18 protein-coding genes are annotated in these 24,004 nt (G+C 69.2%); 6 read left to right on the plus strand and 12 right to left on the minus strand.

Annotated features, from left to right (window positions below):
- Positions 1–1,178 (plus strand): IS3 family transposase gene (locus BA895_RS13650; protein ID WP_139142657.1). Its coding sequence is split into 2 segments (ribosomal slippage), with 1,179 coding nucleotides annotated over them: positions 1–232 and positions 232–1,178; the frame shifts between segments, so codons are not numbered across the junction. This gene is flagged as partial in the annotation.
- Positions 1,179–1,198: 20 nt separating this feature from the next.
- On the opposite strand, the gene BA895_RS13655 is transcribed toward BA895_RS13650, so the two are convergent.
- Entirely contained in the window at positions 1,199–1,636 is a 438-nt protein-coding gene (locus tag BA895_RS13655) for a hypothetical protein (protein ID WP_083283339.1), read from the minus strand.
- Between the two features lie 54 nt (positions 1,637–1,690).
- Between BA895_RS13655 and BA895_RS13660 the strand changes: the two genes are divergently transcribed.
- Complete coding sequence (locus BA895_RS13660; protein WP_070192456.1) at positions 1,691–2,359, plus strand: TrkA family potassium uptake protein; 669 nt, start codon at positions 1,691–1,693, stop codon at positions 2,357–2,359.
- Here BA895_RS13660 and BA895_RS13665 read toward each other — a convergent pair.
- The 5 genes from BA895_RS13665 to BA895_RS13685 form a co-directional block, all read right to left on the minus strand.
- On the minus strand, positions 2,356–2,952 hold the full coding sequence (locus BA895_RS13665) for a TetR/AcrR family transcriptional regulator (protein ID WP_070192457.1): 597 nt from the start codon (positions 2,950–2,952) through the stop codon (positions 2,356–2,358). The two genes, BA895_RS13660 and BA895_RS13665, sit on opposite strands and share 4 nt — an antisense overlap.
- Positions 2,949–3,377 carry an SRPBCC family protein gene (locus BA895_RS13670; protein ID WP_070192458.1) on the minus strand — a complete coding sequence of 143 codons (429 nt, stop codon included), beginning with the start codon at positions 3,375–3,377 and terminating at the stop codon, positions 2,949–2,951. Before BA895_RS13670 ends, BA895_RS13665 begins: the two co-directional genes overlap by 4 nt.
- Before the next feature lie 48 nt (positions 3,378–3,425).
- The gene (locus tag BA895_RS13675) at positions 3,426–3,953 is read right to left on the minus strand and encodes a GNAT family N-acetyltransferase (protein ID WP_070192459.1); all 528 of its coding nucleotides are present in this window, start codon (positions 3,951–3,953) and stop codon (positions 3,426–3,428) included.
- Positions 3,954–4,017: 64 nt separating this feature from the next.
- On the minus strand, positions 4,018–4,824 hold the full coding sequence (gene proC / locus BA895_RS13680; protein WP_070192460.1) for a pyrroline-5-carboxylate reductase: 807 nt from the start codon (positions 4,822–4,824) through the stop codon (positions 4,018–4,020).
- A gap of 13 nt (positions 4,825–4,837) precedes the next feature.
- Positions 4,838–5,788, minus strand: coding sequence for a proline dehydrogenase family protein (locus tag BA895_RS13685; RefSeq protein ID WP_175442326.1), 951 nt, complete (start codon positions 5,786–5,788; stop codon positions 4,838–4,840).
- Between the two features lie 203 nt (positions 5,789–5,991).
- Here BA895_RS13685 and BA895_RS13690 point away from each other — a divergent pair, with 203 nt between their 5' ends.
- Positions 5,992–7,293, plus strand: coding sequence for an alpha-hydroxy-acid oxidizing protein (locus BA895_RS13690; RefSeq protein WP_070192461.1), 1,302 nt, complete (start codon positions 5,992–5,994; stop codon positions 7,291–7,293).
- A 34-nt stretch (positions 7,294–7,327) separates the two neighbouring features.
- On the opposite strand, the gene BA895_RS13695 is transcribed toward BA895_RS13690, so the two are convergent.
- Positions 7,328–10,831 (minus strand): hypothetical protein, encoded by a 3,504-nt coding sequence (locus BA895_RS13695; RefSeq protein WP_070192462.1) that lies wholly within the window; start codon positions 10,829–10,831, stop codon positions 7,328–7,330.
- 30 nt (positions 10,832–10,861) lie between these two features.
- Here BA895_RS13695 and BA895_RS13700 point away from each other — a divergent pair, with 30 nt between their 5' ends.
- Positions 10,862–12,196 (plus strand): glycoside hydrolase family 28 protein, encoded by a 1,335-nt coding sequence (locus BA895_RS13700; RefSeq protein WP_175442327.1) that lies wholly within the window; start codon positions 10,862–10,864, stop codon positions 12,194–12,196.
- A 153-nt stretch (positions 12,197–12,349) separates the two neighbouring features.
- A complete protein-coding gene (locus BA895_RS24805) occupies positions 12,350–15,235 on the plus strand; it encodes a glycosyl hydrolase (RefSeq protein ID WP_070192464.1) in 2,886 nt (961 codons plus the stop codon).
- 42 nt (positions 15,236–15,277) lie between these two features.
- Here the strand turns inward: BA895_RS24805 and BA895_RS13710 are convergent, their stop codons facing one another.
- The 5 genes from BA895_RS13710 to BA895_RS13730 form a co-directional block, all read right to left on the minus strand.
- A complete protein-coding gene (locus BA895_RS13710) occupies positions 15,278–15,550 on the minus strand; it encodes a YciI family protein (RefSeq protein ID WP_070192465.1) in 273 nt (90 codons plus the stop codon).
- Between the two features lie 149 nt (positions 15,551–15,699).
- A complete protein-coding gene (locus BA895_RS13715; RefSeq protein WP_070192466.1) occupies positions 15,700–18,159 on the minus strand; it encodes a TIM-barrel domain-containing protein in 2,460 nt (819 codons plus the stop codon).
- Entirely contained in the window at positions 18,156–20,639 is a 2,484-nt protein-coding gene (locus tag BA895_RS13720; protein ID WP_070192467.1) for a glycoside hydrolase family 2 protein, read from the minus strand. Before BA895_RS13720 ends, BA895_RS13715 begins: the two co-directional genes overlap by 4 nt.
- A 93-nt stretch (positions 20,640–20,732) precedes the next feature.
- Positions 20,733–21,362, minus strand: coding sequence for a bifunctional 4-hydroxy-2-oxoglutarate aldolase/2-dehydro-3-deoxy-phosphogluconate aldolase (locus BA895_RS13725; protein WP_070192468.1), 630 nt, complete (start codon positions 21,360–21,362; stop codon positions 20,733–20,735).
- Complete coding sequence (locus BA895_RS13730; RefSeq protein WP_083283342.1) at positions 21,349–22,347, minus strand: sugar kinase; 999 nt, start codon at positions 22,345–22,347, stop codon at positions 21,349–21,351. The genes BA895_RS13725 and BA895_RS13730 overlap by 14 nt, the downstream gene beginning before the upstream one ends.
- Before the next feature lie 323 nt (positions 22,348–22,670).
- Here BA895_RS13730 and BA895_RS13735 point away from each other — a divergent pair, with 323 nt between their 5' ends.
- Positions 22,671–23,999, plus strand: a complete 1,329-nt coding sequence (locus BA895_RS13735; RefSeq protein ID WP_070192469.1) for an ROK family transcriptional regulator — start codon at positions 22,671–22,673, stop codon at positions 23,997–23,999.
- The last annotated feature ends 5 nt before the right edge of the window (positions 24,000–24,004 follow it).

The raw sequence follows: 24,004 nt of genomic DNA on the forward strand, positions 1-24,004 counted from the left end.
TACACCCCGAAGTACCGGCAGGAAGCTGCTCATCTGGTCATCGACACCGGGCGCACGATCGTGCAGGTCGCTCGGGAGATCGGGGTCGGAGAGGCGCTGCTAGGGCGGTGGGTCGCCATTGAACGCTCCCGGATGGATGACCCCCCGGGGGCTGTCGATGCGGATGAGCGGGCCGAGCTGGTCCGGTTGCGGCGTGAGGTGGCCGAACTGCGCATGGACCGGGAGTTCCTGAAAAAAGCAGCGGCCTTCTTCGCCACGGAGAACTCGAGCCCGAGCGGGCGTTCGAGGTGATCGACGCGGAGAAGGCCACGCACAGCGTCTCGCGGATGGTGGACCTGTTGGGGGTATCGCGTTCGGGCTACTACGCGTGGGCCGCGCGCCGGGACTGCGAGCCAGGCCCGCGTGCGGCGCGCCGGGCGGACCTGACGGTGAAGATCAAGGTCGCCCATGACGCCTCTGACGCCGTCAACGGGTCACCGCGGATCGTGGCGGACCTCCGCGAGGCCGGCGAGGTCGTGTCCCGCAAGACGGTCGCGAAGCTGATGAGGGACAACGGTATTCGTGGGATCAGTCCTCGGCCGTGGCAACCGGTCACGACCATCGCTGACACCAGTACACACACGATCCCGGACCTGGTCGAGCGCCGTTTCGACCAGGGCATGTTGAACGTGGTGTGGACTTCGGACATCACCTATCTGGCCACTGGTGAGGGCTGGCTGTACTTGTGCGCGGTGCGTGACGGCTGTTCGCGTCGGGTGCTGGGCTACGCCTTCTCACAAAGCCTGCACACCGACGTCGTGGAGACCGCGTTGCGCCGGGCGGTGAGCTTCCGCGACCCGGGCACGGGCAGCACCGAGGGCGTGATTTTCCATGCTGACCGCGGCTGCCAGTACACCTCCACCCAGCTCGCCGAGGTCGTCGAGGAGCTCGGGGTGCGGTTGTCGGTCGGGCGTACCGGGGTGTGCTGGGACAACGCGCAGCAGGAGAGTTTCTGGTCAACCTTGAAGACAGAGCACTACCACCGCCACCGGTTCGACACCCGAGCCGAGGCGATCCGCTCCGTCAGCTCATGGATCGAGGCCGTGTACAACCGGCGACGGCGCCACTCCGCGCTCGGCCAGATCAACCCGGTATCGTTCGAGCACCGGCTCACCACGGCGGCCACAGAAGCCGCTTAACCGATGTCCACGAAATGGGGTCAACCCCAGAACCCGCTCGCGGACGCGGGCATCGCGTGGTGCAGGCCGCCGCAGAAGTTGACGCCGTGCTCGGTCTCGCCCTGCCAGACGGCGCGGCAGCTCTCGAGCGTTCCCGTGACCACCCGGGCGCTGGCCTCGTGGATCCCCGGAAAGGCGGGGTCGTCGTCGGTGCCGAGCCCGAAGCGCTCATCGGCCACCGCGGGGTTGTCGGAGGCGGCCCGCACCGCGGCGATGTACTCGGGCGTGTGCACCGTCGCGAGCACCTCATCGCTCGCGGGCTCGGCCCCGACGACCTCGACCCCGGGGTTGTCGAACACCCCGAGCGCCTCGCAGAGCCGCGCGGTCAGGTCGAGGCGGATCGGCGCCATGGGGTGCGACGGCCCGAAGTCGTACTTCGTGAAGCACGGGTCCCAGACGACTCTGGCCAGACTTGGCATGATTGAGACGCTATCGCGTTTCCCGCTCATCCCCGATCGACCTAGGAGCAACCCATGGCCCGTAACCGGCTCTTCGACGACGACGTGCTCGTCATCGGGCTGGGCCGCTTCGGCTCCGCTGTCGCCCTCGAGCTGACCAAGCTCGGCCACCGCGTCATCGCCGTCGAGCGGAACAGCGCGCTGGCCGAGACCTACGTCAACAAGGTCTACAAGGTGGTGCACGCCGATATGGCCAAGAGCGCGGCCCTCGAGATGATTCGCGCCGCCGAGCCCAAGATCGCCATCGTCGGCATCGGCTCGTCGGTCGAGTCGTCGGTGCTGGCGGCCGCGAACCTCGTCGACGCCGAGGTGCCCTCGATCTGGGCCAAGGCCCTCACCCCCGAGCACAAGCGCATCCTCACGCGCATCGGGGTGCACCACGTGATCTCGCCGGAGGCCGACTCCGGGCGCCGAGTTGCCCACCTGGTCAACGGCAAGCTGCTCGACTACATCGAGTTCGACGACGGCTTCGCGATCGTCAAGGTCAAGCCGCCCACCGAGTCGATCGGCTTCACACTCGAGCAGAGCGCGATCCGGCGCAAGTACGGCGTGACCGTCGTCGGGGTGAAGGCGCCGGGCGAGGACTTCACCTACGCCGTGCCGCAGACCAAGATCTCGGCCCACCACATGCTCATCGTCAGCGGGCCGACCGAGCTGATCGAGCGGTTCGCAGCGCGCCCCTAACCCTGCTCCCCCTGCTCCCCCGGCACGGGTCCCTCGCCGCCCACTCGGCCTCGAACCATGTCGATCAGCTCGAGCACGGCGGCGTCCGCCGCTCGGCGGTCACCGTCCAGAAGCAGCCCGAACAGCAGGCCCTGACCGACGGCGAGCGTCAGGCGCGCGAGCGCGTCGGCCTGGGCCGGTTCAGCCACCCCGGCGTAGGCCCGGCCGAACGCGCGGACGTGCTGGGTGATGACGACGTCAGCGAAGTGAGCTGCGTACGCCTGGCCGTACATGGCGTGGGAGGCCAGCTCGAAGAAGAGCGGGCCGAAGGTCTGCGCGGAGGTGGCTGCGTTCTGCCAGTTGCGCAGGCCGGCCTCGAAGGGGTCGTCGCACTCGGCGAACAACGCGTCGAGCGTACGGATCTGCTCGGCCACCACGGTCTCGAGGACGACCGCGAGCACATCTTCTCTCGAGCCGAAGTGGTAGTGCAGCATGCGCTGGCTCGTTCCGATCGCGGCTGCGAGGGTGCGTAGGCTGGTGTCGCGCACACCGTGCTCGGCGTAGTAGACAATCGCCTTGTGCAGTAGGGCCGTTCGTGGTGACTGGTCGCTCACGCGCTCTGCGCCCGGTGGGCGAAGGTGTTGGCCTCGACCTCGAGCATCCTCGCAGCCCGAGCACCGTAGACGCGGCGCACCAACGGGGCCAGCGGCCCACTCCAGTCGAGCGTGAGCTCTAGGCGGCATCCACCACCGTCCGTCGTGATCTCGTGCGTTGCTGCCGTCGCCACCCCCAGGGAACAGGCGACCCAGGTGAAGCGCCGTTCGGGCTGGCAGTCGGTCACGGTCCAGACGGCTTTGGCCAGGGCGGGTTGCCTCACCTCGAACCGGGACCCCAGCTCGAGCGGGCCACCCGGCACGCCCGGCCCGAGCGCGCGCACCGATGTGAAGGTGGGCAGCATCTCGGGCCAGCGCCCGACATCACTCACGAGTGACCAGAGGCGCTCGATGTGAGCAGTGGACGTCGAGGTGGAGGTGATCATCCCGCTATCGTAGACCGCTGTCTGTATCAAATGATACAGACAGCGGGGTCAGAGTCGAGGCTGGGGGCCGACGTCCTCACCGAGAGCAAGCACCATGGCGACCTCCTCGTCGCCGTCCTCCTCGCTCGCGATTCTCATCGGCCGACGGAAGTCGGTGGGCCGGAAGCCCATCCCGCTCGCGAAGGCGACGGCGCGACCGTTGTCGGTACCGACCCAGTAGACGAGATGGCTCTGGCCGCGGTCGCGAGCCAGTGAGGCCCCGTTCTTGACCAGGTGGGTGGCCACACCCGTTCCCCGCGCCTCGGGGCGCACCCAGAGCCCGAAGAGCTCACCGGCGCTGCCGTCACTCACCTTGGCCTGGCCGACGCTGACGATGCCCACGGCCTCACCGTTGTTCTCGGCGACCAGCCGGTTCGACCGGGTCATCCGTTCGCGCCAGAAGGACTCGTCGTACGCCTCTTCCTGGGAGGCGTCGGCCGCGAACGCCTCGGGCGACTCGCTCAGCGCCGCGAGCCGAACGGCTCGATAGTCCTGCCAGTCATCTTCGCCCAGTGGGCGCACGGTGATCTCGCTCATGGGGTCAACAATCGCATGAACCCCGAAACGGTGCATCCGCGGGCCAGGTGAACTCTGCGTGCCGTCAGCCGTTGCCGGACGCGAGCTGCTTCGAACGTGCCGCGGCGGCTTCGATCGCGTTGACGAACGCGGCCCGCACCTTGTGGTCGTCGAGCTGGCGCAGAGCGGCGACCGTGGTGCCGCCCGGCGAGCTGACCTGCTCGCGCAGCACGGTCGGGTGCTCCTTCGTCTCGCGCAGCATCGTCGCCGCCCCGTAGAGCGTCTGCACCACCAGCTCGGTCGAGGTGGCGCGCGGCAGACCCAGCACCACACCGGCCTCGATCATCGCCTCGACGACGTAGAAGATGTAGGCGGGGCCGCTGCCCGAGATCGCGGTGACCGCGTCGAGGTGCTTCTCGGCGAGCCGCACGACCTTGCCGCACGAGCTGAGCAGCGCCTCGGCCTCGGCCAGGTGGGCGTCGGTGCAGTGCTGGCCCGGCGCGATGCCGGCCATGCCCTGGTCGACGAGCGCCGGGGTGTTGGGCATGACCCGAACGACCGACGTGCCGTCGGGCAGATGCGACTCGAGGAACTCCGTCGTGATTCCCGCAGCCAGCGAGATGACCGTGTTGCCGGGCACCACATGGTCGCGCACCTCCTCGAGCAGGGAGCCCATGTCCTGAGGCTTGACGCAGAGCACCAGGGTGTCGGCCGCGCTGGCCGCGTCGGCGTTGGCCAGCACCCGAACGCCGTACCTCTGCCCCAGGTCGGCGACGCGGTCGGAGGTGCGACCGGTGATGATGAGGTCGTCGGCTGCACGCCCCGAGCGAAGCAGGCCCGAGACAAGGGTGCCACCCATCACGCCGGTTCCGAAGATGGCGGTGGTCGTCATTGCGCGACTCCGCTCATCCCTTGGTCGCGACGCCGCGCAGGAAGAACATCACGTTCGCGGGCTTCTCGGCCATGCGGCGCATGAGGTAGCCGTACCACTCCTCGCCGTAGGGGATGTAGACGCGAAGCTGGTCACCGCGGTCGGCGATGCGCTTCTGCTCGTCGGGTCGGATGCCGTAGAGCATCTGGTACTCGAACGACTTGGGGTCTCGACCCGCCTGACCTGCGAGCGCGCCGGCGATCTCGACGAGGCGCGGGTCGTGCGAGGCCACCATCGGGTAGCCCTCGCCCTGCATGAGCACCTTGAGGCATCGCACGTACGACTTGTCGACGTCGGCGCCCGCCTGGAAGGCCACCGACTCGGGCTCCTTGTAGGCCCCCTTGCACAGGCGCACCCGCGACCCGGCGGTGGCGAGGTCGCGGCAGTCGGCTTCGGTGCGGTGCAGGTAGGCCTGAACGACGGCTCCGACGAAGGGGAAGTCGGCCCGAAGCTCACCGAGGGCCTCGAGCGTGTAGTCGGTCGTGGTGTGGTCCTCCATGTCGAGGGTGACGGTGGTGCCGGCCGCCTTCGCCAGCTCGCAGATCTCACGGGCGTGTTCGAGAGCGAGCTTGCGCCCGTCGTCGGGCAGCGCCTGCCCGAGGGCACTCAGCTTGAGCGACACCTCAACGGTGCCGTTCTCCGTGAGCCCCTGGTCGCGCAAACCCTCGAGCAGCGACAGGTAGGCGTCACGGGTGGCCTGCGCCCGGGCGAGGTCGAGACAGTCCTCGCCGAGGTAGTCGATCGTCGAGAGCCTGCCGGATGCCGCCAGCTCGCTCGCCGCGGTCACGACGTCGGAGCGCTCGGCACCGGGCACGAACCGCTTGACGACCGCCCGCGACACCGGCGCCTTCTCGATGACGTCACGGATGCGCTCCTGCTTCGACAGCTGGAGCAGGGAGTTGCGGAGCAGGTCACTGGCGTCCAACGGTCTACCTCCGGTTCGGGGCTGCACTCGGTCGTGCTCTGCCGAATCTACCGCCCGCGTCGACACCACGCGCGTACCCGGTCGGAGCGGCCGACCAGTCGAACCAAGTGCCCGTCCCGAGTCGGCTCCGCCACGCCGTCGGCGGCGTACCGTTCGGCGTGCGGGCGCGGTGACCACGACGCCCCACGATCGGGAGGACTCGGATGCCGCTGGGTGGGTTCGGGCGCGCAGTGCAGTCAGCCATCTTCCGGGAGGGAGTGTTCGGGCGCCGCCCCGCTGTGCCCACCGACGGCAGCCAGCTCGAGGGTGCCGCCCGACGAGCGATGTCACGCCAGGGGTTCGCCTACGTGGCCGGCTCTGCAGGATCCGAGGCGACGGCCCGGGCGAACCTCGCCGCCTTCGACCGATGGCGCGTCGTGCCCCGGATGCTCGTGAACACCAGCGAGCGCGACACCGGCTTGGAGCTGTTCGGAAGGCGGCACGAGAGCCCGCTCATCGCCGCTCCCCTGGGGGTGCTCTCCATGGCTCACGCCGAGGCCGACCTGGCTGCGGCTCGTGGCGCGCGCAAGCAGAACGTGACCCACGTCATCAGCACCCAGGCGTCGGTACCGATGGAGGACATCGCCCGGGGGCTGGCCGGCAGTGGTCACTGGTACCAGCTCTACTGGAGCAGCGACGACGAGCTCTTCGAGAGCCTCGTGCGCCGTGCCGAGGCCTGCGGCAGTGAGGCGATCGTCGTCACGCTCGACACGGCCTACCTCGCCTGGCGGCCCCGCGACCTCGACCTCGGGCACCTGCCCTTCGCGCGCGGTGAGGGCATCGCCCAGTACACGTCCGACCCGGTGTTCCAGCGGCTGGTGGCGCAGCGTCTGGCGGCGGGCGGAGCGCCGGTAGACCGCCCCCGCCCCACCCCCGCCGCCATCGGCGCGCTCTGGTCGATGAGCCGCCACCACCCCGGCGACACGCGGGCGAACCTCACCTCGGCGCAGCCGAGGGCGGCGGTCGAGACCTTCCTCGACGTGTTCCCCCGGCCCACGCTCACGTGGGCCGACCTGCCCCGGCTGCGCGCCCTGACCAGCCTGCCGATCGTGCTCAAGGGGGTGCTGCACCCCGACGACGCGCGTCGCGCCATCGACGCGGGGGTCGACGGCGTGTACGTGTCGAACCACGGCGGACGCCAGGTGGATCGAGCGGTGGCGGCCCTCGACGCGCTCCCCGGCGTGGTCGATGCCGTGCGGTCGGGCGACCGCACGGTGCCGGTCATCTTCGACAGCGGCATCCGTTCTGGGGCAGACGTGTTCGTGGCCCTGTGCCTCGGGGCCGACGCGGTCGGCGTGGGCCGACCCCTCGCCTACGGTCTGGCCCTCGCCGGCGAGGTGGGGGTCTCGGAGGTGCTGCGAAACCTGCGGGCCGAGCTCGACCTGATGATGGCCCTCACCGGATGCACGGCGCTGGGCGACCTGCGCCGCGACCGGTTGGTGCAGGTCGGCTCTGCAGCGGGCTGACGCTCGCGGTGACGGGCTCCGGGGCGATTCTGGGTCAGAGGCGCGACACGCGGACGTGGGCCACCCCAAACGCGACGAGCTGCACCGCGACCTCGTTGCCCACCGCCCCGTCCGGGCTCTGCGATCGCAGGCCGTCGGGCAGCCCGGCCCGGAAGGTGACGTCGTGGTCGCGCAGGTTGGTGAGGTGCAGCGTCAGCCGCGTCGGGTCGTCGCCCTGCCGCACCTGGACGTCGACGTCGACGTCGGGTCTGACCAGCCCCAGGTTGCCCTCCCGGTAGGCCGTCGAACCCGTCGGGGCGAAGCGGTCGAGCGGCAGAATCTCGCTTGCCTGCGCCCCCAACCGGGCGGTGCGCCCGAACCTGGTCGACGCGGCGGGGTCGAACTCGGCGGCCACCTCGAACCGGTACCGGAACCGGGTCGGTCCGGGCTGCCACGGCGGCACGTTGCACGGCCAGAAGTTGTTCATGGCGTAGGAGTACAGATGGCTCGCTCCCTGGGGGAAGCTCGTGGGCCAGATGCCGCGAACCACGTCACCGGTGGTGAAGAGGGGCGTGTCGAGGGGAGTCCAGCGCACCTCTCCCTCCTGGGACTGGAGCGAGACCGTGTTGGTGACGGCTCCCCACTCGTTGGAGGCCCCCGGTCCGTGGTCGGTGCTCGGGCACACCCAGCCCAGGGGCCGGTCGTAGCGCAGCACCGGAGCGGTGCCCCTGAACGGGAAGCACACGTAGACGGCCTCCATATCGAGACAGGGAGCCTTGGTGAGCCTCACGTCGAGGTCGCAGACCCCGGTGTCGTCACGGAGCAGCAGCTCGACCGTGACGTCGTCGACGCCGAATCCCCCGCCGCACCACCGCAACCGCATCCCGTCTGGGGTGCTCTTGCGACCGACGTAGGCCAATTCCGGCGAGTCCGTCACGAGATGGCTGGGCTCCGGGTCGGCGACGTAGCGGAAGTTCTCGATCGGCAGGGTCCGCTCGCGGCGGTGGCCGTGGACGTCCGCCGGGCGGGCCAGCTTGTCCGATGCCGCTGCGACGAAACGTGTCTCGCCCGCTCGGACGATCTGGCCGAGCCGTACCGCGGCCGCTTCGTCGAGCAGCTCGCGGCCCGTGGGTCGGTGCCGGATCGACCGTGGCAGCTGCGTCTTCGGGTCCAGCACCACCTCCCAGCCCGGGGTGATGATGGGCTCGTCGAGCGGCGTTCGTGCGAAGCCGTGATGTCGCTCGGGCTCGGACGTCGTGCCGTGCGGCGCGACCTCCCCTCCCGGCACGGTGAAGTGCCCCGCCGTCATCGGCAGAAAGCGCCACGAGTGCGCCGGCAGGGCGCCGAGCGGCAGCCTTACGCGACGGAGCCCCGCGCAGCTGCTGAGCATCTCGAGCGGGATCGGCTCGGAGTCGCGGTCCAGCAGGTCCACACCGTCCGACAGGTCGAGCTCACAGTCAAGGTCGGCCGTCCAGGCGTGCGGGTTGAACACGAGGAACCCTGGCCCACGCACGTCGGCGCGTTCGGACAGCTGAGCCAGGTGCCGCCGCATCTCGTCGACCGCGACTCGCTGGGCGTCGTTGATGTAGCGGGTCTTCCAGCCGAGCTGGTCGGCTACCGGCGATGCGTGCGGGTGCGACATGCTCCGGCTCCACGTCAGCGTGTGCTCGGCGGCGATGGACAGGTCTGACCAGGCACGATCGAGCTCGGTTCGGTTGGTGCGCACGTTCGAATCAACCACTGAGACCAGGGCCCCCAGGGTCTCGGCGGCCGGCAACAGCACCTGGGTTCGGCGGTAAGCGGCGAACTCGTTTGCGGCAGAGCCGACTCCGTCCTCCCAGAAGGTGCCGGTCTCGCTGCGCCAGAGCGGCAGCTCGTCAGCGAGGGGGGCGACTGACGCCAGGTACTCGTCGAAGGTCGAGACCCGGAACCGGGGCCAGGCGAAGACCGCGTTCCAGCGCTCGACGAAACCGGTGTCGCCGTCGGCGAGGTCTTCGTTGTCGGCGTGGGTGCCGATGACGGCGAGATCGGTGGGGAGGTAGTCGGGCCGCTCGTAGCGCTCGACGTAGCGCTCCAGCCCGTTGGTGGCACCGGCCACCGCCTGCGGGTCGGCGGCCATGAACCGCAGCTGCGAGTAGTGGTCGGCGAAGTGGGCCAGCACCTCTTGCCCGTCTGGCCCCTGCCAGCGCACCGGCGACAACAGGTGCAGCTCGTCACTGGTGTCAGTCGCGGCCCGGCCGTGGTTCGACATGCCGACGAAGCCCTCGATGCCGAGGTCGGCCAACACGGACGGGATCGACCGGGAGTAGGTCGGCACGTCGGTGAGGTTGGCGTACCGCATCCCGGTGATCGTCGACGTCGGGAGGGTGAGGGCCAGGTCGGTGGAACGGTAGAGCTCCTCCAGCCCCACCACGCCGGTGAGGAAGTTGCTGTGGAAGGCGTTGATCCCGATCCGGCCGTCGGCAATGGCTCTGTACATCAGCGCGATCCGGGCCGGCGCCCGGGTGCGCAGGTACTCGGCCACCACGACACTGCCGTCGACGCAGAACCGGAAGTCGGGGTCGAGGTCGATGCGGGCGAGGGCGCGGTCGATGTTGCGGCAGTGCAGCTCGAGCACCTTGCCCTGGGCGTCGGTGAAGCCCAGGTCGAGGTGTACGTGCGGGATCAGGTGCAGGGTCCAGCGTCGGCACGGCGATACTCGGAGACGGTGCGTGTCGTGGCCCACGCGAACATTGACGTCGGCAACAGCGTCGAAGCCCGGCACCGGCATCCGCGCACGGAACATCCCGAAGTCACGACCGGAGCCCGCTACCGTCACCTGCGTTCGAAACCCCGGCCACTCGACGCTGACCGGCTCGGGGGGGCTGGTGCCGGCCGCCCACGTCACGTCGACGTCGACGAGCGGGGCCTCGGCTCCGTCGTGGTGGACGAACAGTGGGGTGGGCCGCAGCGCCACCACGGGCTCGGTGGGCAGGGACGACACCGCGATGAGCGCGACAGCCGACCAGCGCAGGTAGGCGCCGAACCAGCGGCCGTAGTGGGACCGCGCTGCCGGCAGCACCTCCCCCGGACCGTAGGTGACCTCGTGGGTCGCGGCCAGTCGGCCCTCTCCCAGCGCGGCCGCCCGGTCGATGGCCGTCGTTACGGTGAGGGTGTGCCGGCCGGGGGCCAGCCAGGCCGCAGGTAGTCCGACCTCCAGGTGCACGACGCCCGCCACGGGGCCCGGCTCGCCCGTCTGGGTGCGGTCACGCCGCGTGACCACGGGATGGAAAAGCCCACGGTGGATGCCGTCGAGCGTGATCTCGAGATCGGGGCACGGCCCACGTTCGGCCGAGAACCTCAGCGAGAGCACCGCGTCGGCGGCGCTCTGCAGCTCGAACTCGACCACGACCCGGTGACCCCGGTAGCCGCCGCTGGCGTCGAAGACCCCGGGCTGCACGGCCGGCCAGGTGCCGGCCCCGGTCGACACGTCGAGCCGGGCGGTGGGAAGCCCGTCCTCCACCAGCCACTGCGGGTCGGCGGGGTTGGGAGTGCACGACCACAGAGAGCTCGAGGTCACGTGAGCCGCCTTCCGCAGTAGGGTCTGTCCGTGGATACTTCAAACTTTACAGTAACTGTCTTCGGAGCCGTTGGTGACGGCCTGTGCAACGACACGGCAGCAGTCCAGTCCGCCATCGACGCACGTCACGCCGCCGGTGGTGGCCGGGTCGTGATCCCGGCCGGTGGGACCTTTCGCTGCGGCACGATCTCACTGCGGTCGGGCATCGACCTGCACCTCGAGGCCGGCGCCACCCTGCAGGCCAGCCCCGACGACGCCACCTACACCGTCCGCCGCCAGACCGGGGGGCTGGCAGGCGGCAGTCCGCACGACGACCCCGAGCCGAGCACCATGTTCATCACCGCCGAGAACTGTCACGACGTCTCGATCACCGGGCAGGGCACGATCGACGGGGGCGGCCGCTTCTTCATCCAGGCCAATCTGGGCGACATCCACGAGATGACCCACGTACGCCCTTACACGGTCTTTCTCATCGGCTGCGAGCGAGTGACGATCCGCGACGTGACGGTTCGCGACGCCGCCTACTGGACCGTGCGACTGTCCGGATGCCGCAGCGCCCTTGTCGACGCGATCACCATCGCGAACGACCTGAAGCTGCCGAACAACGACGGAATCGACATCGACACGTGTCAGCGCGTGCGCATCACGAACTGCGACATCGTAACCGCCGACGACGGCATCTGCATCAAGACCTGCCAGGAGTCGAAGGAGTTCGGGGAGTGCTCTGACGTCACGGTCACCGGGTGCACCATCGTCAGCCGGTCGGCGGCCATCTGCATCGGGTCGGAGATCGCCTCGCCCATTCGCAACGTGGTGGTCAGCACCTGCGTCATCTCCGACAGCCATCGCGGCCTGGCCCTCAAGCTGTCGGAGCCGGGCGGGGTGCACAACGTGCTGTTCACCGACATCGTCGTCGAGACGCGGTTCTTCGACTCGCGCTTCTGGGGTGGTGGTGAGCCCATCTACCTCTCGAGCTACCCCTGGCGCGGCGGGAGTGGCACCGCCCGCAACATCCGGTTCCACCACATCCTGGCCCGCAGCGAGAACGGGGTCTTGGTCCGCTCCGAGGAGCCAGGCTGCATCAGCGGCCTCGTGCTGTCTGACGTACGCGTGGAGATCGACCGCTGGAGCGGCGAGCCGGGCGGGTTCTGGGACCTCATGCCCCACCCGGCCGGTACGCGAGTCGACCACGAGACGAGCGGCATCCACCTCGAACGGCTCACCGACGTGCGACTCGACGACTGCGAGGTCGTCTGGGCCCAGCCGGCCGGCTCGCGCGACGCCGATCTCGAACAGGCTCTGACCGTGGTGGACGTGGACGACCTACGAACCACCGGCTTCCGTGGCGAGTCCGCCCAGCTCTGAACCGTTGATGATTTAACCGGTTACAGGGGTTGTGCCGGGGTTTGTGGCCAGTTACTGTAAAACTCGAACTAAGTGATCTCGCGCTGGCCGGCTCGTGCCGCCACCCACGAGACGCCCGCCCGCATCACCTCCCCGAGTTCGACGGAGAACACCATGGGATCGCATCGTCTTCGCACCGCCATCGCCGTTGTCGCGGCCGCTGCCACCGGCGCGCTGTCACTCGGAGGGGCCGCGGTGGGTGTCGCGTCCGCGGCCAGCAGCACCACTTCGACGCCGGCGGCCGCGGCCGTCGCGGGGCAGGTGAACATCGTCGACAAGGACGCCACGGCCCAGACGAAGTCGCTGTTCTCGTACCTGAGCACCACGCGCGGCCAGCAGGTGTTGTTCGGAGCGCAACACACCACCGACAACGGAATCACCTTCACCAGCACCGGGCCGGACGAGACCCGGTCTGACGTGTTGGGCGCGGTGGGTGACTACCCGGCCATCTTCGGCTTCGACACCCTCATCCTCGAAGGCGGGGAAGGGCCCGGCGTGGCGGGCAAGTCGTTGATGGAGAACGTGGCCCCGTTCCGAACCGACATCCAGACGGCGCACCGGCTGGGCGGCATCCCCGAGATCAGTGCCCACATGGAGAACTTCGCCACGGGCAAGAACTTCACCGACCCAACGGGCGAGACGGTGAGCCACATCCTGCCCGGCGGTGACAAGAACGCCGCGTTCAACGACTACCTCGACGCCATTGCCGCGGTGGCCACCACCTCGACCGACGACGCGGGTCAAGCGATCCCGATGATCTTCCGGCCGTTCCACGAGAACACCGGCAACTGGTTCTGGTGGGGCGCCGGGCGGGCGACCACGGGCGAGTACAAGGAGCTCTACCGCTACGCGGTGGAGTACCTGCGCGACACCCGCCACGTGCACAACCTGCTCTACGCGTTCTCTCCCAACGCCTCCTTCGGTGGCGACCAGACGCGCTACCTGGCCACCTACCCGGGTGACCCGTGGGTCGACATCCTCGGTTACGACGCGTACGAGTACAACAACGATCCCGACAACTCTGATGCCTACGTGGCCAGTGTCGTGACCGACCTCGCCATGGTCTCGCGCACGGCCGACTCGCACGACAAGATCGCGGCGTTCACAGAGTTCGGCCGCAACGGCGCGCGAACCATCCAACCCACCGGCAACAAGAGCCTGCAGTTCTTCACCGATCTGCTCAACGGCATCAAGGCCGACCCCGACGCGAGACGGATCGCCTACATGTTGACCTGGGCCAACTTCGGCCCAGGTGAGGTGTACCAGATCTACGTTCCCAACGCGGCGTACACCGACGCTGCGGGCGTGCAGCAGCCGGCGAACGACCTGCTGCCCGACTTCCAGGCTTTCTACGCCGACAGCTACAGCGGGTTCGCCCGCGACATCCCGGCTGACGCCCTGACCCAGACCGGCCTGACCGCGACCCCGGCCACGCCGACCCTGCGCGTGGTCTCTCCGGCCGACGGCGTGCGAATCACCGACCCGACCACCACCGTGCGGGTCAAGGCCACCGTCAACCCGGCGACCTCCGTCTCCTTCACGACCGGCGACGACCCCACCGCACACGCTCTGACCCTCGGCGCCGACGGTTACTGGGAGGCCACCTGGAACATCGGAACCGAGAACCTCACCAACGCCAGCAGCCGCATCGACGTCACCGCCACCTACCCCGACGGCGTAGCGATGACCGCCACCTCCGCCGTCATCCTCGGCGCCGCCCCGACCCTGCCCAACGGCGTCGTCGACACCTTCGAGGGCTACGGCGACAACGCCGCCCTGCAGGGGGCCTACACCTTCAACAACACGACCTCGAGCGATCTCACGCTCGACACCACCCACGCGTCGGAGGGCAGGAACGGGGTCTCGTTCGCCTACGACTTCAGCGCCAGGGACTACCAGGGCTTCGGCCGGGCCTTCACCCCCGCGCAGGACTGGTCCGGGTTCGACCAGCTTCAGGCCCACCTGCTGCCCGACGGCTCGAACCAGAAGCTCGTGCTGCAGTTCGATGCAGGTGGCGCCACCTTCGAGGCCTACCCCTCCCTCGCCGGCACCACCCCGCTTGACCTGGCGATCCCCTTCAGCGAGTTCACGGACAAGGCCGGAACCCACCCGGCCCCCACCGCTGCACAGCTGACGTCCGTGACCCAGTTCTACGTCTACCTCAACAAGACCGACAGCTACTCCTCGCCCGGCAGCATCGGCCTCGACGACATCCACGCCGGCCTCAGCATCCCGGCGGGTCCGACCGTCATCGACGTACCGACGGCCCCGCTCTGGACCGACACCTGCGGACCCGACAACAACGGCAGCTTCTCCGGCTACACCGACACCGACCAGTACACCTGGAAGGTCACCGACCACTCCACCCTCAACGGCAAGGTCGGCATCACCGTCACCGCCAAGCCCGGCTACGCCTTCCCGGAAGGCGCCCGCACCCGCTGGACCCGCACCCAGAACAACACTCCGTGCCTGATCGACGTACCGACGGCCCCGGTCTGGACCGACGCCTGCGGACCCGACAACAACGGCAGCTTCTCCGGCTACACCGACACCGACCAGTACACCTGGAAGGTCACCGACCACTCCACCCTCAACGGCAAGGTCGGCATCACCGTCACCGCCAAGGCCGGCTACGCCTTCCCGGAAGGCGCCCGCACCCGCTGGACCCGCACCCAGAACAACACGCGCTGCGCAGCCACGATCAGCGCCACCACCACGGCGCAGACGTGCTCGACCGCCGGGGGCCCGGTGCCCGGGTCACTGAGCTTGGTCAAGACCCGCATCCGCTCGGCCTACGTCTACGTCGGACCCACCACCGGCACCAAGGCCGGTGACCTGTCGGCCTTGGCGCCTGGTGAGTACCTGGTCATCGCCACCGCCGCGGACGGGTCTGCGTTCACGACCGTTCCCAACGGGTGGAAGCCCAGCCCCACCCGCGACTCGGCCGGCAACGTCGTCAAGGTCAGTCGCGTCGTGACCATCGCCGCTGCTGCCTGCTGACACCGCTGCACGGCCGGGTCGCCGGTGCCCTCGACGACGGGGTCAGTCAACCGGCGGCGGCAGCTGCGGCTTGAACCGACGCACCTCATGGGGCCAGCCGCACGCCTGCGCAATCTTGCCCGCCCACATCGTGGCGGCCTCGTCATCGGCCACGTCGACCACGGCGAACCCACCCAGAAACTCCTTGGTCTCGTAAGGCCCGGCCGCCTTCATCTCGTCCGTAACCGCCCTGGCGAGCGGTCCACGCCCACGGAACCACTCCTCGGTGTGCTCGCCCACCCACTGCTGGTTGAAGTACAAGAGGTACTCGGCCATGACCGCTCCTTCGTCTCTGGCGGGCCCCGTGGCCCGCGTTCACCTGACCCACGAACGGCGACCCGCGACTACGACACGGTTGTCAGAAAAGTGAACCACCGGTGATGGCGCGGCAGCCCTTCTTCTGACAACCGGGGCCCGTAGGCGTCTCAGCCAGCCTGTCCTCCGGCCTGCCACTCGGTCGCGCCACCGTCGTAGGAGATCGTGGCAGACGCCACCGAGACCTCGCCGCCGGTGCCCGACCTCACCGAGACGAGCACGGGGTTCACCAGGCGCGACGGCGGCATCCCGGGGAACGCTCCCTCTCGCGACTGCACCGTCAAGACCTGGCGCGAATCGTTCCAACGCATCGGCACGAAGGCGAACTCTCCGCCCTCGTAACCGTACCCGTCGCCGGCGTCCTCGTAGAGGTCGAACGCTCCGTCGCGGCCGGGGTAGACCCGAAGCTCGATCGGCCCCCAAGGGTCCTCGTCGGTGTGCTGCACCAACGGGCCCAACGGAAGGATCGTGCCCGCCCGGACGAACACGGGGATGCGCTCCAACGGGGCCTCGACGAGGATCATCTGACCACCCTCGTGCTGCTTGCCGGTCCAGAAGTCGAACCATTCGGTGCCGGCCGGCAGATAGACGGATCGCGAACGAGCCACTCCTGTCAGCGGCGTCGAGTCGGGTCCGTGAACCATGGCGTGTGTCACCGGGCAGACCAGCAGCGAAGGGCCGAGCATGAACTGGTCGACGATGTCGTAGACCGCGGGGTCGTCACGGAAGTCGAAGGCGAGCGCGCGCATCGGGGTGTACGCACGGTGGGTGGTCCAGCCACTCAACGAGTAGAGGTAGGGCAGCAGGCGGTAGCGCAGCCGCAGGAAGACCGCGATGGTGTCGTAGACCGGCTCTCCCGGTTCGCCGAACCGCCACGGCTCGCGCGGCGTGCAGCGCCCGTGCGAACGGAACACCGGGGTGAACGTGCCCGCCTGAAGCCAGCGCAGGTACAGCTCGCGGTAGCCCAGGTCGAGGTTGCCCTGCTCGTAGTCGCCCGACCAGAACCACAGGTCGCCGGGCGTGACGAAGTAGGCGCCGATGTCGAAGGTCCAGAACGGGGTGCCGGTCACGCATAGGTTGAGCCCGGCAGCGAACTGCCGACGCAGGGAGTCCCACGTCGCCGACCAGTCGCCCGACCAGGTCACCGCGGCGTAGCGTTGCTGGCCGACGAAGCCCGACCGGGTCAGGGTGAAGACCCGCTTGTCGTCGCCCTGAGCACGCAGGCCCTTGTAGAGGCCGGCGGAGTGCGCCAGCGAGTAGCCGTTGATGCGCTCCGGGTCGAGGTACTTCTTCATCTCGTCGGTGTTGATGACCACGCGCTGCCACGGTTGCGGACGCACGGCCCCCTTCCAGTCGGCCTCGAACGGCTCGGTGCAGTCAGACCAGAAGGCGTCCACCCCGTGCTGGGCGTAGCCTTCGCGCACCTGGGCGGCGTACCGCTCCCGCGCCGCCGGGTCGAAGGCGTCGTAGGTCGAGCCGTCACCGAGCAGCTGACCGTGCTCGCGGAACTCCCGCTGGTTGGCCCCGTCGCCGTGCATGTTCGGCCAGATCGACACCATGAGCCGGCAGTCCATCGCGTGCAGCTGCTCCACGAGTCCCTTGGGATCGGGGAAACGGTTGGGGTCCAAGGACTTCTGCCCCCACTGCCCCTCAGGCCAGCTCTGCCAGTCCTGCACGATGCAGTCGATCGGCAGGTCGCGAGCGCGGAACTGACCGACGACCTCGACGAGCTCGGCGGCATCTACGTAGCGGTCCTTGCTCTGCACGTAGCCGAGCGCCCAGCGGGGCAGCATCGGTGCCTGCCCGGTGAGGCGGCGCACCTCGCCGACGATGTCGTCGAGCTCCGGCCCGAGGATGAACAGGAAGTCGAGCTCGTCGTCGGTCTCGGTCCAGAAGTAGGTGCCGTGCTGGTCGTCGTGGAAGGAGGCCAGCGACTGGCTGTCCCAGAGGATGCCGTACCCGTTCGTCGAGACGATCATCGGGGCGACGATCTTCATGTTCTGCTGGTAGAGGTACTCGTGGTGCCCGCGGTAGTTGAGGATGCCGTCCTCGTGCTGACCGAGCCCGTAGATCGCCTCGCCAGGCTGGAACTCCAGGCGCAGCGTCGTGGAGTAGGCCTGCCGGTCGACGACAGTGTCGGTGCCCGTCACCACCGCCCGCTCCCCGTCGGCGCCCCGCACCGTCGTGATGTCGGTGTCGTCGGAGAACACCGTGCGCAGCACGTCGACCTCCTCGAGCAGCTTCGCATCCTGACGGTCGTGGGGCTCGCGCACGAGCAGCCGGCCAGTCGCGTCGGTCCACGTGAACGCCCCTGTGGCACGGTCGATCTCGAGGCGTAGCGAGGGAGTCGAGAGCACCAGGATGCCGTCTGCCTCCTCGACCGCGGGAGCGTTGCGTTCCAGCCCGCCCAGCAGCATCCCGTTCGACCGCAGGGACTGGTCTGTGAAGCTCGGGCGGCCCGTATACACGACCCGCATCACCCCGTCCCCGATCGCCTGGACCAGAAGGCGGCCGGCGGTCGTGGTGACGACCACGCCGTCGCTGTTTACCGCGTGAGCGAGAACCTTCATGCCGACACCGCTTCCGGTCGTGGGTGGACGAGGTGGTTCACGCTCATCAGCACCGGTGCTGAGGTCAGTGCTGTTGGTTCAAGGTCGGCGGTGCTGGTCACCGAGAACGTGTACGACTCCCCCGGCAGCAAGGTGACGAGCTGTTCGGAGACCGTTGCGTCCGGGTCGAGGCGGTCGACGTTGAGCACGAGGTCCTTCACCAAGGACTCGGCGGTGACCGTGAGGTCAAAACCGCTGTGGGAGCGCCGGACCTCGGTGCGCAGGGACGGTTCGGGAAAGGGCACATCAAGGTCTTCGGCGAACCACCACCAGGCCCGGCCGTCGTCACTGGCCGACGGGCAGCTCGCGACGAGCAGCTCCTGGGTCGCATCGCCCACGCCCTGGAGCGCCGCCTCGAGAATCGTGGTGACTCCCGTTCGAGGCGCGACGTCGATGGTCACCTGCTCGGTCGCCAGGGTCTCCCCGACCAGGTTCATGCGCCTGACCTCGACGGTGTCGCACCAGGGTTCAGCGCTGTCGTTGCTGGCGATGAGGGCAACTCCCTCCTCGCGCGGCTGCAGCAGCAGCACGCGGGGGGCGTTGAGCTTGCGGAGCGCGTACCACAGCGGCTTGCGGCGGCCGTTGCTGTCGATCACGGCCCAGCTGACCGCCGGCCAGCAGTCGTTGAGCTGCCAGACGACGTAGCCGGCGTTGCGCGGGGCGTGGGAACGGTAGTGCGAGACGGCGCAGCCGATAGCTCGCGCCTGGTCGAGCTGGGTGGTGAAGTACCAGTCGTCGAAGCCGGTCGGCGTCGGCAGGTGCCCGGTCCAGCCGCGTTCGAGCTTGAGGTTGCCGTCGATGGCCTTCTGGTGGTTCGCCATTCCCGGAGAGTCGGGGGCCGGTTGCTCGTCGTGGATCGCCGGTATCAAGGTGGAGTGGTTCGCCGGGGCCTGAAACCCGAACTCGGCCACGAACCGTGGGATGGCGCTCCGGTACTCGAGATAGTCGACGCTGAACCAGACCTTCCAGCTGTGCACCGGGCCGTGATCGGGAAGGGTCGGGTGGCTCTCGTCGTTCGGTGACCACGGGCTCGACGGAATGTAGGCCCGACCCGGGTCGATCTCGTCGATGATCGCCGGGAACAGCTCGTGGTAGTAGCGGCCGCCCCAGCCCTCGCCCTCGGCCATGCGCTCCTTGAAGCCCCAGTTGTAGTAGCCCTCGATGTTCTCGTTGCCGCCGCTCCAGAGGGCGAGAGAAGGGTTGCGCGCCAGCCGGGCGACGTGCTCACGCGCCTCGGCCTCGACCTCCTGCCACATCTCCGGAGCCTCGGAGTAGCAGGCACAGGCGAACTGGAAGTCCTGCCAGACGAGGATCCCCTGACGGTTGCAAGCGTCGTAGAAGTCGTCGCTCTCGTAGATGCCGCCGCCCCAGGCGCGAAGCAGGTTCATCCCGCCGTCTACCGCGCCCTGCACGGCCTGCTCATAGTCACGGCTGGTCATCCGGCTCGGAAAACAGTCACCCGGGATCCAGTTCGCTCCCTTGACCCAGACGAACTGGCCGTTGACGTGGAACTCGAAGCTGGTGCCGTAGGCGTCCGGCTCGATCCGTACCTCGACCGTACGGAAACCGATGTCGTGGCTCCACGTGTCGAGCTCAATGCCGCCGCTGGAAGCACGCACGACCAGCCGGTACAGCGGCTGCTCGCCATGTCCGCGTGGCCACCACAGTTCCGGCTCGTCGAGCGTGAGCGACAGCTCGGCCCGGTCATCTGTGGTCGCCGCAGTGGCGCTCGACGTGGTTCCGTCGGGCGCCTGAAGCTCGACGTCCACGACGACCTCATGGGCTGCGGAGCGCTCGAGGGCGACCACGAGCGCCACGTGGCCCTGGCCCTGCTCGTCGACGGTGACGTTCGGCACGACGGAGCGGAGCCGTGCTGTCGACCACTGGTGCAGGTGCATCGGCCGCCAGATCCCGGCCGTGGTCAGGGTGGGGCCCCAGTCCCAGCCGAAGTTGGCGGCCATCTTCCGCAGCGCGTTGTAGGGCAGGGCGTCTCCCACCAGTGGCTTGGCCCCCAGTCGCTGCTCCGACTCCCGAGCCGCGCGCAGGGGTGCGTCGAAGTCCACGACGAGCTCGTTGTCGGCCCCCAGTGCCGATCGCACGTCGAAGCGGTACGTCCGGTGCTGGTTCTTGGTCCGGCCCACGACGGCGCCGTTCAGGGTCACGGTGGCCACCGTGTCGAGGCCTTCGGCGACCAGGTCGACGCGTTCGTGGCCCTCGTCGACGAAGTCGAACGTGGTGCGGTACCGGGCGTCGGTCTCACCGATCCACTGCACCTGCTGCTCGTTGCGGTCGAGATACGGGTCGGGGATGAGTCCGCCGGCGAGCAGGTCGGTGTGCACGCAGCCGGGCACGGTCGCGGGGATGGCCCGTGGTAGGCCGTCGGGTCGTGCACCGCCGCTCAGACTGAGCGTCCATCCGTTCGAGATCGTCGTTGTCGACATCGGTGAGTCTTCCTGTTGTAGCGGCTTCGTGGGCACGAAAGAAACGAGAGGTCCGGGTCAAGATCGGGGATGCCGCCCCGTCGCGGGTGCTGCTCACCCGCCTCGAGCCAGCAGCTTCGTCACCCGGTCGCGCACGTCCTGTTCGGTTCCGGCGGTGAGGGCCGAGCCGACTCCGACGGCGACGGCGCCGGCCGCCAACCAGTCGGGAACGTCCTCGATGGCAACGCCGCCGCTCGGAACGAGCTCCACGAGCGGTAGGGGAGCCCGCAGGTGCCGGAAGGAGCCGATCCCCCACAGGGAGGCCGGGAAGAGCTTCACCATGTCGGCGCCGGCCGCGACCGCGGTGATGATCTCGGTCGGGGTGGCGGCCCCGGGCAGGGCGAACATGTCGGCGTCGTGAGCCGCGCGGATCGCCGCCCTGTCGGTGCAGGGAGACACGACGAAGGACGCTCCCGCCCGAGCGCTGGCGCGAACCTCCTCGACCGTGACCGCCGTGCCGACACCGATGTGAACGCTGCCGGCGACCTCGTCGACGAGCTCACGCACGACCTCGAGGGCGTCGGGCGTGGTCAGGGCGACCTCGATGAGATCGACACCGCACATCACGAGCACCCCGGCGGCCTCCCGTGCCTGCTGCGGCGACGACGTGCGCACGATCGCCACCAGCCGTTGAGCTCTGATGGCCTCAGCCACCGCGCCGCGCCGAGTCTCAGCGTCGGACATCGGTCTCTCCTGCCTCGAGTGCCGTCACGTCGTCGGCGAACGGCAGCCCGGCGCTGTCTCCGCGGGTGGCCACGCACAGGGCCGACGTGATGGCGGCCGTGGTCAGGGCCCCGGGAACCGAGGGGGAGTCGAGCCAGGCGTGCAGAAACCCAGCGGCGAAGGCGTCTCCGGCCCCGACCGGGTCGGTGGCCGTCACCGGGAAGACGGGTTGGTGCCAGTACTGGTCGCGGTCGAAGGCCCACGACCCCCGTGCGCCGTCTTTGACGACGACGAGAGCGGGCCCGGAGGCGAGGATGGCCCGGGCCCCCGCCTCGGTGTCGCGCTCACCGGTCAGGGCCACGACCTCGTCGAGCCCGGCCAGCACCACGTTGCACAGCGCGGCGAGGTCGCGCAGCCGCGGGATGGCCACCTCGTCAGTGCACAGCGAGCGCCGCAGGTTGGGGTCGAAGACCACTGCGACGCCAGACTCCCGAGCGGCCTCCACCACGGCGCGGGTGCATTCCCAAGCGCTGTCGCTGAGGATCGCGGTGATACCGGTGAGGTGCAGCAGCCTCGCACTACGAACGTAAGAACCGTCTATGTCGCCCGAACCCAGCGCGGCGCCGGCCGAGTCGGACCGGTAGTACGCGACCTGGATCGGCCGCTCGACCCAGACGTCTCGGAGCAACACCCCCGTCCGGCGAGTCGCGTCGCGGACGACGCGCGACACATCGACTCCCTCGGCCTGCAGGCCGCGGACGATGCTGTCACCCAGGGCGTCCGTGCCGACGCGACCGAAGAAGCCCACCCGTCGACCGAGTCTCGCCAGGCCGGTGGCCACGTTGGCCTCGGCCCCGACGACCTGGCGGGCAAACCGCTGCGACAGGGCGAGGTCCAACCCGTCGTCGGCGACGAAGCCGACCATGGCCTCCCCGAAGGTGACGACGTCGAGACCCTCCTGCGTCGCCGGAGCCGGCCGGCCGGGTGACGCGCGGACCACCGTCATCGCCCGGCCGCAAGGGCGGCTGCGGGCCCGGGCCAGCGCTGGTGATGCTCCGTGCGGATCATGTCAGCGGCCTCGAGGACGGTAGGAACGTAGGGCGGTGGCGGCTCCGACGACTCCTGGGAACGCGGAGGCGGAGGACAACTGGCCCTATTCTTCTTTTCATCTCTACAGTAAGTCAAGCACCCGAGACTGCTCATAAACTGAGCCGACCGACAGGGTAGACGGTCGTATCGCTGACTGGACCGCCGACCACCTATCGGCATCTTTCTGTAGCCTCTACACTAAGACGACGCTGGCTCTGGCCTCGGCGTCGAGTCCTGGTGATGAGCACCGACCGCAAAGGGTGGCACGACGACGTGACAACCAACTCGTCCGGACCGGGCGCGGCACTGGCCGGCCACCGGGCTCTGCTGCTCGACACGATCCGCGGCGCGGGAGAGATGAGCCGCGCATCGCTGGCTCGCACGACGGGTCTGAACGCAGCCACGGTGACGGTCGCCGTCCGCGACCTGATCGCAGACGGCCTCATCGTCGAGATCGGGCGCGCCGCGTCAACCGGCGGCAAGCCCGCCGTCCTGCTCGCACTGGCGGCCGAGTCCCGTTACGCGCTGGGAGTTCACCTCGACCACACCTCGATCACCTACGTGATCGCCGACCTCTCCGGCAAGGTCGTCGCCGTCTGGCCCCGTCGCGGGGGGGCCGACGCTCGAGCACCGCAGCTGGTGGTGGAGCGCATCGCGGCAGAGCTGACCACGTTCGTGCAGCGCATCGGCATCCCGACCGAGCGGCTGCTGGGCATCGGGTTGGTGTCTCCTGGACCAGCCACCTCCGCCACCGGGATCGCCCTCTCCTCCCCCGAGATGCGGCCCTGGATCGACTTCCCCCTGGTCGACGCGCTGGCCGCAGCCACCGGGCTGCCCGTGGTGCTGGGCAACGACGCAACGGCTGCGGCGGTCGGCGAGTTCTGGTCGGGCCACGTCGACCCGACGGCAATGTTTGCCGCTCTCTACATGGGAACGGGGATCGGCGCGGGGATCATCATGGCGGGCAACCCGATCCTCGGCTCGAGCGGCAACGCGGGCGAGATCGGCCACATCTGCGTCGCGCGTGACGGCGCCCTGTGCTGGTGCGGCAGCCGGGGCTGCCTCGAGACCGTGGCCGGGGCGGCGGCGATCGTGCACGCGGCCCGGGCCGCGGGCCGCGCTCCAGCCGGCGAGTTCCTGCACGACCAGTTCGCCGACGTGGCCCGAGAGGCGCTCGCCGGCCAACCCACCGCGGTCGCGCTCTTCGAGGATGCCGCCGACTACGTTGCCGTCGCAGTCCAGTCGTTGACCAACATCCTTGACCTCGACCACGTGGTGCTGACCGGCCCGGCCTTCGCCATCGCCGGTGCCCTGTTCGTGCCTGCCATCCAGCGCCAGCTGGCCCACGCGTTCTTCGCTCGGGGTACCCACGGCGTGGAGGTGACCGTCTCGTCGAACGCCTCGTACGCCGCAGCGACGGGCGCGGCCGCCATGGTGCTGCAGAGCGAGCTCGCGCCTCGCCCGACCATGTCGGGCCGCCCGGCTGCGACCTCCGGCGCCAGCCCCTCCGCGATCGCCGGCACCGGGCCGTCAACGTCCGGGGCTCCCCTCGTGGCTGCTTTCGACTGATCCCA

This window comes from Humibacillus sp. DSM 29435 (assembly GCF_001758225.1).
GTDB lineage: Bacteria > Actinomycetota > Actinomycetes > Actinomycetales > Dermatophilaceae > DSM-29435.